At 66.5% G+C, this 12,819-nt stretch carries 12 protein-coding genes; 5 read left to right on the top strand and 7 right to left on the bottom strand.

From position 1 onward, the window contains the following. Positions 1 to 133: 133 nt before the first annotated feature. Positions 134 to 1,195: an SDR family oxidoreductase gene (locus tag H8S47_RS17985; protein WP_187505150.1), complete on the bottom strand. Its 1,062-nt coding sequence runs from the start codon at positions 1,193 to 1,195 to the stop codon at positions 134 to 136. A gap of 120 nt (positions 1,196 to 1,315) precedes the next feature. Between H8S47_RS17985 and H8S47_RS17990 the strand changes: the two genes are divergently transcribed. Both H8S47_RS17990 and H8S47_RS17995 read left to right on the top strand, forming a co-directional pair. After that, positions 1,316 to 1,546, top strand: coding sequence for a hypothetical protein (locus H8S47_RS17990; RefSeq protein ID WP_056047557.1), 231 nt, complete (start codon positions 1,316 to 1,318; stop codon positions 1,544 to 1,546). Positions 1,547 to 1,575: 29 nt separating this feature from the next. Next, complete coding sequence (locus H8S47_RS17995; RefSeq protein WP_056047554.1) at positions 1,576 to 1,863, top strand: hypothetical protein; 288 nt, start codon at positions 1,576 to 1,578, stop codon at positions 1,861 to 1,863. A 113-nt stretch (positions 1,864 to 1,976) separates the two neighbouring features. On the opposite strand, the gene zwf is transcribed toward H8S47_RS17995, so the two are convergent. From zwf to H8S47_RS18020, 5 genes are all read right to left on the bottom strand, one after another. Continuing rightward, complete coding sequence (gene zwf / locus H8S47_RS18000; protein ID WP_187505151.1) at positions 1,977 to 3,476, bottom strand: glucose-6-phosphate dehydrogenase; 1,500 nt, start codon at positions 3,474 to 3,476, stop codon at positions 1,977 to 1,979. A 123-nt stretch (positions 3,477 to 3,599) separates the two neighbouring features. Next, complete coding sequence (locus H8S47_RS18005) at positions 3,600 to 5,147, bottom strand: cation:proton antiporter (RefSeq protein ID WP_187505152.1); 1,548 nt, start codon at positions 5,145 to 5,147, stop codon at positions 3,600 to 3,602. A 259-nt stretch (positions 5,148 to 5,406) separates the two neighbouring features. Continuing rightward, positions 5,407 to 5,970 carry a cytochrome b gene (locus H8S47_RS18010; RefSeq protein ID WP_187505153.1) on the bottom strand — a complete coding sequence of 188 codons (564 nt, stop codon included), beginning with the start codon at positions 5,968 to 5,970 and terminating at the stop codon, positions 5,407 to 5,409. 35 nt (positions 5,971 to 6,005) lie between these two features. Then, the gene (locus H8S47_RS18015; protein ID WP_187505154.1) at positions 6,006 to 6,791 is read right to left on the bottom strand and encodes a SapC family protein; all 786 of its coding nucleotides are present in this window, start codon (positions 6,789 to 6,791) and stop codon (positions 6,006 to 6,008) included. Positions 6,792 to 7,058: 267 nt separating this feature from the next. Next, a complete protein-coding gene (locus tag H8S47_RS18020) occupies positions 7,059 to 8,459 on the bottom strand; it encodes an FAD-binding oxidoreductase (RefSeq protein ID WP_187505158.1) in 1,401 nt (466 codons plus the stop codon). Positions 8,460 to 8,566: 107 nt separating this feature from the next. Between H8S47_RS18020 and H8S47_RS18025 the strand changes: the two genes are divergently transcribed. The 3 genes from H8S47_RS18025 to H8S47_RS18035 all read left to right on the top strand — a co-directional run bounded on the left by H8S47_RS18025 (position 8,567) and on the right by H8S47_RS18035 (position 11,588). After that, complete coding sequence (locus H8S47_RS18025; protein ID WP_187505155.1) at positions 8,567 to 9,049, top strand: hypothetical protein; 483 nt, start codon at positions 8,567 to 8,569, stop codon at positions 9,047 to 9,049. Positions 9,050 to 9,339: 290 nt separating this feature from the next. Next, positions 9,340 to 11,064: a DEAD/DEAH box helicase gene (locus H8S47_RS18030; protein WP_187505156.1), complete on the top strand. Its 1,725-nt coding sequence runs from the start codon at positions 9,340 to 9,342 to the stop codon at positions 11,062 to 11,064. A gap of 5 nt (positions 11,065 to 11,069) precedes the next feature. After that, positions 11,070 to 11,588, top strand: coding sequence for a thioredoxin family protein (locus H8S47_RS18035; protein ID WP_187505159.1), 519 nt, complete (start codon positions 11,070 to 11,072; stop codon positions 11,586 to 11,588). Positions 11,589 to 12,099: 511 nt separating this feature from the next. Here H8S47_RS18035 and H8S47_RS18040 read toward each other — a convergent pair. After that, the gene (locus H8S47_RS18040; protein ID WP_187505157.1) at positions 12,100 to 12,714 is read right to left on the bottom strand and encodes a glutathione S-transferase family protein; all 615 of its coding nucleotides are present in this window, start codon (positions 12,712 to 12,714) and stop codon (positions 12,100 to 12,102) included. Between the last annotated feature and the right edge of the window lie 105 nt (positions 12,715 to 12,819).

Here is a 12,819-nt window from a genome sequence, read left to right on the forward strand (position 1 = left end):
CCGCCAGGGGGAGGTGGCTGGCCCTTGCCAGGCGGAGGGGGAGGTAAGCGAAACCGCCGCTCCGTGTCCTCCCCCTCCGTCGCCTGCGGCGCCACCTCCCCCTGGCGGTGGAGGATTTTAACCCCCGTCGTCGTTACGGGATCAGGCGGTCCGCGCCGAGTTGTTCGAACAGGTCGAAGAACGCGTCGTCGGTCGGCTGGTACTCCTTGAACCCGAGGCGGCGGCTCTTGCTCATGTCGGTGACCACTTCGATCGGGCGGCCGAGATCGGCGTCGGTGTGCCAGGGGGACGCGAGGCGGGACAGGTCGGCCTCGGCGAGGCCTTCGCGGGCGGCGATCTCGCGCCAGATGCCGGCGTCATCCTTCATCTGGTCTTCGAGCGTCAGGATCGTGGCGTCGAACGGTGCGGGCTCGATCCCGAACCATTCTGCGATGCGGCCCCACATCCAGCTCCAGCGGAAGACGTCGCCGTTGACGACGTTGAACGCCTCGTTGCGGGCGGTCGGCGTGGTCGCGGCCCATAACAGGTGATCGGCGAGCAGGCTGGCGCTGGTCATGTCGGTGAGGCCGTTCCACTGCGCGGCCGAGCCGGGGAAGCGGAACGGGCGGCCGGTCTCGCGGCACAACGTCGCATACACCGCGAGCGTGGTGCCCATGTTCATCGCGTTGCCGACCGCCTTGCCGATGATCGTGTGCGGGCGGTGGACGCTCCAGCCGAAGCCGTCGCGCTCCGCCGCCTCGAACACCGCGTCCTCCTGCGCATAGTAGAAATTCTCGACGTCGAGGCGCCCTTGTTCCTCGCGGAACGGGGTCTGCGGGAGGACGCCCTTCCCGTACGCCTCGAACGGTCCGAGATAATGCTTGAGCCCGGTGACGAGCGCGACGTGGCGGACGCTGCCGCCGGGGCTGAGCGCGCCGAGCAGGTTGCGGACCATGCCGCCGTTCACGCGGATGTTCTCCGCCTCGCTGTCCTGGCGCGACCAGGTTGCGATGAATACCGCATCGGGCCTGATGCCGGTCAGGGCCGCCTCAAGGCTGCCTGGATCCTGCAAGTCGGCGGCGACCGGCTGCACACCGTCCTGTTCGGTCGGCCGGCGCGCGAGGCCGTATACCGCCCAGCCCGCCCTCACCAACGCCGCCGCGGTCGCGCTGCCGACGATCCCGCTCGTACCCACTACCAATGCCGTTCCGGCCATGTGCAATTCCCGTATCTGGTGATGATCCCGTGACGTCCCAAACGCGCCGAATTTTGGAAGGGGTCCACGGCGTCCCGTTTGCGGTGGCGGCGGGTGCGCGGTTGTGGCTATGGGGCGCGGATGACCGCATCGGATCTCCAGAGCCTGTTCGTCACCAACCTCGTCCGGTACAATAGCGGCGATCGGCGGCGGTGGCGGCTGATCGTCGGCGATGTGAAGGTCTACAGCCTCGCGACGCACGCGCATTGCAACTGGGCGGTGACGCCGTCGGGCAGCGCGAGCGAGGTCGACGCAGTCGAGCGGCTGGCGGACCGACTGCGCGAGGATCATCCTATCATTACCGCCGGCTGACGGCATCTCATCTTACGCAGGAGCGACACATGGCGAAGCAATATTGGGCGCAGATCATCGAACTCGACGAGGAGATGACGGCCGCGACGATCCCGGGCGCGACGGATCACGAGGATGCGGCGGATTCGCTGGTGGCGGACTTCGTCGGCGCAATGGGCGGCGAGATCACCTCGGGCGCGGTCCGCGTCTGGGTGCAGGGCGGGGTCGAGAAGGTCTATGACTGGAAGGCCGACTTCACGATGCCCGACATGGATGAGATGGGCGACGAGGACGAGATGGAGGTCGAGGGCGAGATCGAATTGACCGAGCGGGTTTGATCGACTTGCTCCCCTCCCTGGAAGGGAGGGGTTGGGTCGGCCAGTTGGCTGGCGAAACGGATCCCAAGCGGCCTACCCACCCCCGGCCCCTCCCTTTCAGGGAGGGGTGAAGGTCAGGGCACCGTTTGGCCGGCTGGCGCCAGTTCATGCCATGCGTGGCCGTCGTGCGCGAGCAGCGCGTCCGCCGCAGCCGGGCCCAGCGTGCCGGCTTGGTACTGCTCCGGAATGCTCTGGTCGGTCGCCCATAGATCGAGGAACGGCTGCACCGCGGCCCAGCCGGCCTCGATCGCATCGGCGCGCTGGAACAGGGTCTGGTCGCCGGCGAACAGGTCGTAGATCAGCGACTCGTAACCGGTCAGGTGGCCGATATCGAACGCGTCGGCGTAGCGGAAATCGAGCGCGATCGGGGCGGTCGCGACTTCTAGACCGGGGCGCTTGATGTTGATGTCCATGCTCAGCCCCTCGTCCGGCTGGATCTGGATGATCAGGCGGTTGGGCGGGAGCATGTCCGCCGCGGCACCCGGGAACGAGGCAAACGGCACGGGCTTGAAGGTGATCACGATCTCGGTGTCGCGGCAGGTCATCGCCTTGCCGGTGCGCAGGTAGAACGGCACTCCCGCCCAGCGCCAGGTGTCGACCATCAGCTTCAGCGCGACATAGGTCTCGGTATGGCTGTCCGGCGCGACGTCGGCGGTAGCGGTGTAGTCGGGGACTTCGTGGCCCTGCACCTTGCCCGCCGTATAGGAGCCGCGGACGCCGTTGCGCTCGGCCTGCGCGGGCGAATAGGCGCGGACGGCCTTGAGCACCTTGCCCTTCTCGTTGCGGATCGCCTCCGCATCGAAGTTCGCGGGCGGCTCCATCGCGACCATCGCGAGCAGCTGGAACAGATGGTTCGGCACCATGTCGCGCAACGCGCCGGTCGCATCGTAGAACTTGCCGCGGGTGCCGACATCGACGGTTTCAGCCGCGGTAATCTGGACATGCGCAATGCAGTCCGAATTCCAGACCCGCTCGATCATCATGTTCGCGAACCGCGCGGTCATGATGTTCTGTACCGTTTCCTTGCCGAGGAAATGATCGATCCGGTAGACCTGCGCCTCCGAGACCTTGTCGAGGATGCGCGCATTGAGATCGCGCGCGGAGGCCAGATCGTGGCCGAACGGCTTCTCGATCGCGATCCGACGGAAGGCGTGCGGGGTTTCGGCCATCAGGCCGTGCTCCGCGAGCTTGTCGACGATATCGCCGAAGAACTTGGCCGGCACCGCGAAGTAGAACGCGACGTTGCCGGTCACGCGGGTCTTGAGCGCTTCGTAGACGTCGTCCTTGGTGAAATCGCCCTGGAGGTAGCCGACGCGATCCTTGAGGCGGGCCCAGGCCTCGCCCTTCTCGCCCGCGCCCTCGCCGCCCTTCGCATCGAAGCTGCCGAGCGCATCGCGGAGCGTCTGGTCGTTCCCCTCGTCGATGCCGACGCCGAGCACGTGGAAGTCGTCGCCGACCAGGCCCAGCCGCGTCATGTTGATCAGCGCCGGCATCAGCAGCCGGCGGGTGAGATCGCCGAACGCGCCGAAGATCACGAGCGTCGTGGGCGGTGCTGGCTTCACGGACTTGCTCATGATTTCGCCTCGGACATGCATCGACCCTTTCTACGACAGTTCTGGGGTGTGGGTGGTTCTCTCAAACAGCGTAGCCTGCGCCGATGTTCCCGGCACGTGGTTCCGTCGAGCTCACCCGGGCGATCAGGTCGCCGTGAGGATATTGTCGCCGAACGAGCGTGCGTCGACCTCGGACCAGTCGAGTTCCTCCTGCAACCGACGATAGACGTCCTCGGCGATTTCGCCGCTGTCGCGCATCCGGTGGAGGACGACGCGCTGGCAGGCAATCATCTCGAGGTGGAGTTCGTCGAATTCGGAGGTGGCCTGCGGATCGTCGGCCTCGGCGGTGACCTTGCCCGCCGCGCCATAGCGGAAGCGCAGCGCATCCGCCGCTTCGCCGGCACGCGCGGGCAGCACCGCGAGGCCGGCTTCGATCAGGCGTTTGCGCGCGGGGGCGATCTCGTCCGCGAGCCCGGAATCCGCGCCGAGGTTCAACCGTCGGATCAGCGGGCCGAGCGTAAGCCCTTGCAGCATCAGCGTACCGATCACCACGCCGAACGCCGCGAGCACGATCAGGTCACGGCCCGGCACCGAACTCGGCAACGCGAACGCGGTGGCCAGCGTCAGCAGCCCCCGCATGCCGGACCAGGACAGGATCAACGACGCATTCCACGGCGGCGGCTTGGGAAGCCAGGACGGCGCATAGCGGCTGGCGATCACGCCCTCCACGAAACGCACGAAGAACACCCACGCGACTCGCGTCACCAGCACGGTCGCGAGCACCGCGGCGGCGAACCCGATCGCCGGCCAGCGCTCGGCCGCCGGCAGACGCTCCAGCACGTCGCGCGATTGCAGCCCCATGAGGGCAAAGGCGATGATGTTGAGGACGAGGACCGCTGCCGACCATACCGCCGCACTCTGAAGCCGGTCGCGGGCCGGCTGGCCGATCGGACGGCGCTGCGACACGATCATGCCGAAGGTGACGACACCCAGTACGGGTGAAATGTGCAGCCGCTCCGCCAGCAGCCAGATCCCGAAGGTCACTGCGAAATCGGCGAGGCTGGCGCCCAGCGTGCCTGCGAACAGCGGTGCGACGCGAAGATAGATCCATGCCGACAGCGCGCCGAAGACGATCCCGCCCGGCACTGCGGCGGCGAGCGCGAGCGGGGTCACCGGCGTGTCCGAATGCGTCGCAAACGCCACCGCGAGCCCGAACAGGAGCAGTGCGGTGGCGTCGTTGAGCAGACTTTCGCCCTGGAGCAGTAACAGTCCGCGGCGGGGAATACCGACCTCGCCCAGCACGGCCTCGGAAGCGGCGGCATCGGGCGGCGCGACGATCGCCCCAAGCGCGAACGCGGCGGCGAGCGGCAGGCCGCCGAGAGTCATGCCAACCAGCGCGACCATCGCCGCGGTGACGAGCACCGCGAACACCGCCAGCGACAGGAGCGGGAACCAGTAGCGCCGCAACGCCCGCGGGCTGGTGTGATAGGCGGCGTGGAGCAGCGCCGGCGCGATGAACAGCGCCAGCGCCAGATGCGGCTCGACCGCGATCTTGGGTGCGAACGGCAGCAGCGCAAAGCCGAGCCCCGCTGCGGCGAGCAAGGTGGGATAAGGGACGTTCAGCTTGCGCGCGAGGACCAGCAGGACCAGCGCGGCGAGCAGGATCGCATCGAGGCTTTCGAACAATTGCACGCGGGCGCAACGGGCGGCGGCGGCGGATGGGCCCGGCGCTCGATCGGAGCGGGTCGGAAGGCCAAAAAAAAACCACCCCGTGCGTGACGCACGGAGTGGCCTAGGTTCAGGGAGGAGGTACGCTAGAAGCGTACCGTACGGCGCCGCGAAAGGGGGGGACACGATGCCGTACAGGATCTAAATGGGTGAGCCCCGTTTTGGTTCAACCCTTGTTGCGACGCACCGCAAATAATTTTTCGCGCGGTGTTCCGTCGGCTGTTCAGCGACGCCGGAAAACCGGGGCCATCCGCTCCAGAACCGGATCGCGGAGCAGCACGTGATGACGCAGCGCGGCACCGATATGCAGGACGACGAGCGCCAGCATCATCCAGCCCAGAACGCCGTGCGCATCATGCCCCAACCGACCCGTCGCGACCGACACCGGCAGGTAAGGAATGTCGAACAGACCGAACCAGTTCAGCGGCGAACGCTTGGCGCTGCCCGACACCATCAGCCACCCGGTCAGCGGCAGGGCGATCATGAATACGTAGAGCACCGCGTGCGCGGCATGCGCGAGCGCCTTTTCCCACATCGGGGTATGGATCGGCAGCGGCGGCGGGCGATGCGCCAGCCGCCACGCGATCCGTCCCGCGGTCAGCACCAGCACGGTGATGCCGAGCGCCTTGTGCGCCCCCATCAGGCTGCGCAGCGCCGGCACCGGATCATGCAGCAGGCCGACCGCAATGTTGAAGATGACCAGCAGCGCGATCGTCCAGTGGAACCAGATCGCCACCCTCGAATAGCGGTCCGGCACGGGTCCGTTCGGACGATCCTGCGCTGCCATGTGTCTTCCTTCGATAGAGGGCTATGCCGTCGCGATCAGACGTTGAACGGGGTCGGCGCGGCCATCTGCGGCTGCGGCGTCTGGCCGAGCTGCGCCTGGCGCGCGAAGATGTCACGCATCAACGACAACGAGAAGAGGTGCGCGTAGAGCAGCGGGAGCATGCCCGACTTGCTCATCTTGCGCAGCGCGTCGCCGCGCAGGTCGATCAGCTTCTCCTCGTTGATCATCTGGAAACCGCGATAGACGAACGGCTGCTCGGCACCGTCGGGCTGGATCGTGACTTCGCCGTCCATCAGCAGGTCGAGCTCGCGCAGTTCCTTCATGAAGTTCTGCGTGCGCGCGCCGGCCTGTTCGAACGACTCGTTGAAGCCGAGGATGTTCTTGGTCAGCTCGGTCGGCTGGCCGTTCTCGAACAGCGCATCGCCGTCCTCGAACTCGCCGAGCGTCGGCGACGTCGGATCGAAGCAGAGCGACAGCTCCTGTGCGTCCGGGTGGAGGCGCGCGAGCATGTAGGGGTAGCGACGGACATAGGCGGGAACGTAGAAGGTGCTTTCGGTCAGCTTGCCGTCGTCACCGACGAACACGTTGACGCCCTCGTTCAGGCCCATCAGCGCGAGCGGGATCGCATCGTCGCCGGTCGAGAAGACGATCGGCATGTGGCGCTGGACCAGCGGGAACTCGTCGACGGTGATCGGGATGGCGTGCTGGCCGACCAGGAACGGCGCGCTGTCCTGCGGGCGGACCTTGTAGTTGGCATGCGTGTCGCTCGAGAGCGGCTCGAGGCCGTTGTAGAAAAGCGGAAGCTGGGCGGCGCTGGCCATGTTACTCTCCGGATCGGTCAGATTTGAGCCGGCGGCTGGTGCCACCGATTGGGGCGAGGCTGTATGGTGCGGGGCGGGCTGGTGCAAGTGTGACGCGCTTTTCGAGGGTGGGACGCGACTGGCCCCAGCTTCGATCCTCCCCCGCAAGGGTGGGGGTGGCGCCATAGGCGACGGAGGGGGAGGACACGGAAAAGAGGTGGTTCTTACCTCCCCCTCCGTCACCTTCGGCGACACCTCCCCCTAGCGGGGGAGGATTGTTCGTTATCCTTAGACGAGCTTGCCGGGGTTGAGGATGCCCAGCGGGTCGAGTGCGGCCTTGATCGCCCGGAGCGCGGTCATCCGCGCCGGCGACGAGAGGCGTTCGAGTTCGTCGCGCTTCATCTGGCCGATGCCGTGCTCGGCCGAGATCGAGCCGCCTGCCGCCGTCACCAGATCGCCGACGAAGCGGGTGACGACGGGCGCGTCCTCGGCATACCAGTGCTCGGGGTCGGTGCCGGGCGCGGCGCGGACGTGGAAATGGACGTTGCCGTCGCCGAGATGGCCGAAGCCGCTGGCGTGCGTGCCGGGGAAGCGCGCGTCGCACGCTGCTGCCGCCTCGATCATGAACCGCGGCATCGTCTCCACGGGAATCGAGATGTCGTGCTGCGTCGCGGGGCCGAGCGCGCGTTCGGCGGCGGACAGCGAGTCGCGGAGCAGCCAGAATGCGTCCGACTGGGCTTCGCTGGTGGCGATCGTGGCGTCCTCGATCGCGCCGTCCTCGAACGCTTTGGCGAGCAGGCGTTCGAGGAGCGAGCTGGGGGGTTCGCCTTCGGTGGAGGCTGCGGTCGCCTCGATGAGGAGGTGCCAGGGGTGGTGACCGGCGAGCGGGGCGCGGGCGTTCGGGAGATGCGCCACCGCCGCGTCGAGCGACTCGGCGGGGAGAATCTCGAAGCTCTCGATCGCGTCGGTCTTCGCCTGCATCGTACGCAGGAGTTTCAGTGCAGCCTGGGGGGACCCGATGCCGACCCACGCCGTACCGCGCGCCGCGATTGCCGGAGCGAGGCGGAGCGTGGCCGCGGTGACGATCGCCAGCGTGCCCTCCGCGCCGATGAACAGCTGGTCGAGGTCATAGCCGCGATTGTCCTTCTTCAGCGCGGACAGGCCGTCGTGGATGCTGCCGTCGGCGAGCACCGCCTCGACGCCCGCGACGAGGCCGCGCATCGTGCCGAACTTCAGGACCTGCGTACCGCCGGCGTTGGTCGAGACGAGCCCGCCGATCGTGGCGGTGCCGCGTGCGCCGAGCGTCAGCGGGAAGCGCCACCCCTGCCCTTGCGCGGCGCCGTCGAGGTCGGCGAGGATCACGCCGGCTTCGGCGATGGCTAGTCCAGCTTCAGCATCGACGTTGCGGATGCGGTTCAGGCGGCGGAGCGACAGGATCAGCGCACTGCCGTCCGACGGCGCGGTCGCGCCGCCGACCATCGAGGTGTTGCCGCCCTGCGCGACCAGCGGCACGCTGTGCTCGGCGGCGGCTTTGACGATCAGCGCCACCTCCGCGGTCGAGGTCGGCGACAGCATCGCGGGCGCCGTGCCGTGAAAGCGGCCGCGCCAGTCGTGCAGCCAGGGATCGATGTCGGCGGGGTCGGTGACGATCGCCTTTGCGTCGAGATGCGGCGCGAGCGCGGCCAGCATCGCAGCTTGCGAAGGCGTCAGGGTTGCTGTCTGAATTTGAACCACGCGAGCAGCGCTAGACAAAATTCATCGCGCGTTCAACGATTGGCCCTAACGGTTACGTCAACATGATCCATCCCGCGATTCCCGCCACCCTGCTCGCGCTCGCGGGCCCCTTCGCTGCGGCCCCCTTTTCTGCCGGCGGGCGCGATGTCCCGCAGCCTCGGTTCGCGCTGGATGGTGTGCAAGTCGCGCAGATCTCAATCCACCAGCGCGTCATCATCCGCGTGCCCCGGATGAGCCGGGCCCCTGCCCGGACCTTCTCGCCGCCGCGGGAGTGGAAGGAGCATAAGGGCCCCAAATGCATCGCGGTCGCCGAGATCGCCGGCGCGATGCTGAACAAGGAGGGCGCGGTCGACCTGGTGATGGATGATACGACGCGGTTGCGCGCGCGGCTCGACGGCGACTGCAGGCCGCTCGATTATTATTCGGGCTTCTATCTGAGGCCGGGGCCCGACGGCCTGATCTGCAAGGATCGCGACGCCATCCGGATGCGCTCTGGCGCGCGGTGCGAGATCGATGGGTTCAAGAGTTTGCGGGTGAAGAAGTAGCGGGGTCGGGCCGCTAACGTGCTTGGCGGATGCGCTAATGTGCTTGGCGGATGCAAGGTCACCCGTTCCGTCATCCTGACGAAAGTTAGAATCCAGAGTAACCGACGGTACGCTGCTTGGCTCTGGATCCTGACTTTCGTCAGGATGACGGGATTTTTGCGGAAGTGCGCCGGCCACCGGTGCCTCTCCATCCTCCATTCACCGCGTTTCCTTGACATTTGTCGCTAAATCGGCGAGCGCCGGAACGCTTGAGGGCAGTGCATTTCACCCTCCATTTACCGGACATTTGCATGAGTTTTGCCGACCTCGGCCTCTCCGACGAACTGCTGAAGGCAGTCACCGACTCCGGCTATACCGAGCCGACCCCGATCCAGGCCGGCGCGATCCCGTCGGTGCTGATGATGCGCGACATCATCGGTATCGCCCAGACGGGCACCGGCAAGACCGCGTCGTTCGTACTGCCGATGATCGACATTCTCGCGCATGGCCGTAGTCGCGCGCGGATGCCGCGCTCGCTGATCCTCGAGCCGACGCGCGAACTCGCCGCGCAGGTCGCGGAGAATTTCGAGAAATACGGGGTGAATTCGAACCTCTCGATGGCGCTGCTGATCGGTGGCGTGTCGATGGGCGACCAGCTCGCCGCGCTGGAGAAGGGCGTCGATGTCCTGATCGCGACGCCGGGCCGGCTGATGGACCTGTTCGGGCGCGGCAAGATCATGCTCAACGGCTGTTCGATGCTGGTGATCGACGAGGCGGACCGGATGCTCGACATGGGCTTCATCCCCGACATCGAGGAAATCTGCACCAAGCTGCCGAAACAGCGCCAGACCTTGCTGTTCTCGGCGACGATGCCGCCGCCGATCAAGAAGCTGGCGGACAAGTTCCTGACCAATCCCAAGACGATCGAGGTGTCGCGCCCGGCATCGACCAACCTCAACATCAAGCAGTATCTGGTGCCGGTGCCGAGCCAGACCGCCAAGCGCGATACGCTGCGCCGTATCCTTGCGCAGGAGGAGGTGACCAACGCGATCATCTTCTGCAACCGCAAGACGACGGTGCGCGACCTCAACAAGGTGCTGAAGCAGGCGGGCTACAAGTCGGGCGAGATTCACGGCGACATGGAACAGCCGCAGCGGCTCGCCGAGCTTGAGCTGTTCAAGTCGGGCGCGGTGACGATCCTCGTGGCGTCGGACGTCGCGGCGCGCGGACTCGACATCAAGGGCGTGTCGACGGTGTTCAACTATGACGCGCCTTGGCATCCGGACGATTATGTCCACCGGATCGGCCGCACGGGTCGCGCTGGGGCGACTGGGACGGCGTACACGTTCGTTGCGCCGGACGATTCCGAGAATATCCAGAATATCGAGAAGCTGACGGGTCAGACGATCGAGCGGCTGAAGGTTGCCGAGCCTAAGGGCGTGGCCCCGGCTGCCGTGGAAGCCGAGGACGAGGCGCCGCGTCGCGATCGATCGCGGAGCCGTCGCGGGGGTCGTTCGGAAGACGTGGCTCCGATCGCGGTTGCCGAGGAGGCTGGTCGCGATCGGCCTCGGACTCGCCGCGTACCGCGCGAAGACACGGTAGCCCCGGCGGTCATCGCCGAGGTGCTTGCTGCGGTCGAGCCGGTCGTGGTCGCCAAGCGCCCGCGGTGGGAGCGGACGCCGATCGACGAGCCCGTGCCTGCGATCGCGCCGCGCGTTGCAGAGCCGGTGCGGGTTGCGCCTGTGCAGGCTGAGCCAGTTCAGGTCGAACCGGTGCGGGCCGAGCCACAGTATGTGGAACCGGTCCGCGCCGCGTCTGTTCGGTCGGAGCCGGTCCGTTCGCAGCCCGTTCGGACCCAGCCTGTTCGGACCCAGCCTGCTCGATCTGAACCGGTCCGTTCGGAACCAGCGCGCTCGGAGCGCATTCCTGCGGAACCGGATCGTGGTCGTCGCGAGCCGGTTGTCGAAACGCCGGAAGATGGCTGGAACGGACCGTTCCCGAGCTTCCTCAATGCCGTAATCGGAGGATATGAATGATGTCGATGAGCCGTATCGCCGCCCTCGCCCTGCTCGCCACGGCGGTAGCGGCACCGGCGGCGCCCCGTGGCAGGGTCGCGGCACCGCACGTCAACACGGCGAGCTTCGACAAGCTGCCACAGCCTTTGCCGCTGCCGTATGACGAGGCGGCTAACGCCAATGCGCAGGTCGCGGCGGCGCGTGCGCGCGCGCTGAAGACGCACAAGCGGTTGCTGATCGATCTCGGCGGCAACTGGTGCCTCGACTGCCGACTGCTCGCCGGGACGATCGACCTGCCCGAGATGAAGCGCTTCGTTGACAGCAAGTTCGTGGTCGTGACGGTCGACGTCGGTCGCTTCGACAAGAATGGGCAGATCGCGGCGGGTTACGGGATCAAAGGTCGCCTCAAGGGCGTGCCGGCAGTGCTGATCGTCGATCCGCGCAGCAACAAGCTGTTGAATGCCGGGCATGAAACCGAACTGGCGGATGCCCGGTCGATGGGGCCGCAGGCCTTGGCCGACTGGCTGGCGAAGTGGGCGGCCTGATCCTGGTTTTGTAAGGGTCGGCTAGTGGCTGAGTAGTAGATACTGGTTTAGCTTGGATTGGCCGTGGTTAGTCAGTCGACTAGCCAGCGAATTTAGCGTCCACGATTGCAATCGATGGCGTGCCCTCACCTATCGCCGCCTTCGCGTCTCTCCCTGTCCCCGACGGGAGAGGGAAGGGGCGCGCGGCCACTTGGCCGTGGGAGGGGTGAGGGCAAGGTTTGTATGGGCCATTGCTACCGGTCGTATTCGTGAGTCGGCCCTCTTTCTCGCCGAGAGCATCCAACGCCCCCTGCCCGTTTGATGTCGATCCGCTGTGCGCCATTCGGCTGCGAACGCAACCGCTTCTGCTATAAAGCTAATTTCAAAAAGCGCCGTGCAGGCCCAATCCCCGCCGCCATCCTGACCAAAGTCAGGACCCAGGATACCGACAGCTAGCCTCCGTGGCTCTGGATCCTGACTTTCGTCAGGATGACGAGGTCAGGTATGACCGGTCACACGCCGTCGGTCGACCTCAGGCTGCGGCAGCGATCAGCGCGTCGTCCAGCTCTCCTGCCCGCTTGTATGCCGGACGTTCGATCAGGCGGGCGGCATAGTCTCCAAATATCTCGCGCTTGGGTAAGGAGCCAAATTGCAGACCGAACAGGATCTGCGATCCGCCATATACGTCGGCTGCGGTAAAGCGGTCGCCGGCGATGTAGGGATGCGCGGATATGGCGCGTTCAAGCACGTCCACGACGGCATCGAAGCTGCCATAACCGACCATGCGCTGTTGCGCATCAGTGGGGACGACGCCGAGCGAGCGGTTGGTAATAGCGGATTCGACTGGACCGGCGGCGTAGAAGAGCCAGCGATAATAATCGGCGCGTTCGTCTGCGTGTGGCGCCAGGCCTGCGTCGGGGAAGGTCTCGGCGAGATAGGCGCAGATCGCGGCGCATTCGGTGATGGTCTTGCCGTTGTGGACCAGCGCGGGGACCTTGGCCATCGGGTTGATCGCGCGATACGCCTCGGCCTTCATCGTCGTGTCGTAGCCTAGCACGACCGTCTCGTACGCAGCGCCGACTTCTTCGAGCATCCAGCGCGCGATGCGGCCGCGCGACATCGGGTTGGTATACAGGGTCAGGGCCACGCGACTCTCCTTGAGAACGGATCGTGAACGATGGTCTCATGGAGCGGGGACACGGTCAAGCGGGCTGTTGGCGAAGCAAGGTTGTTCTCCCGCGAAGGCGGGGAC

It is taken from the genome of Sphingomonas albertensis, assembly GCF_014358075.1.
In the GTDB taxonomy this organism is placed as follows: domain Bacteria; phylum Pseudomonadota; class Alphaproteobacteria; order Sphingomonadales; family Sphingomonadaceae; genus Sphingomonas; species Sphingomonas albertensis.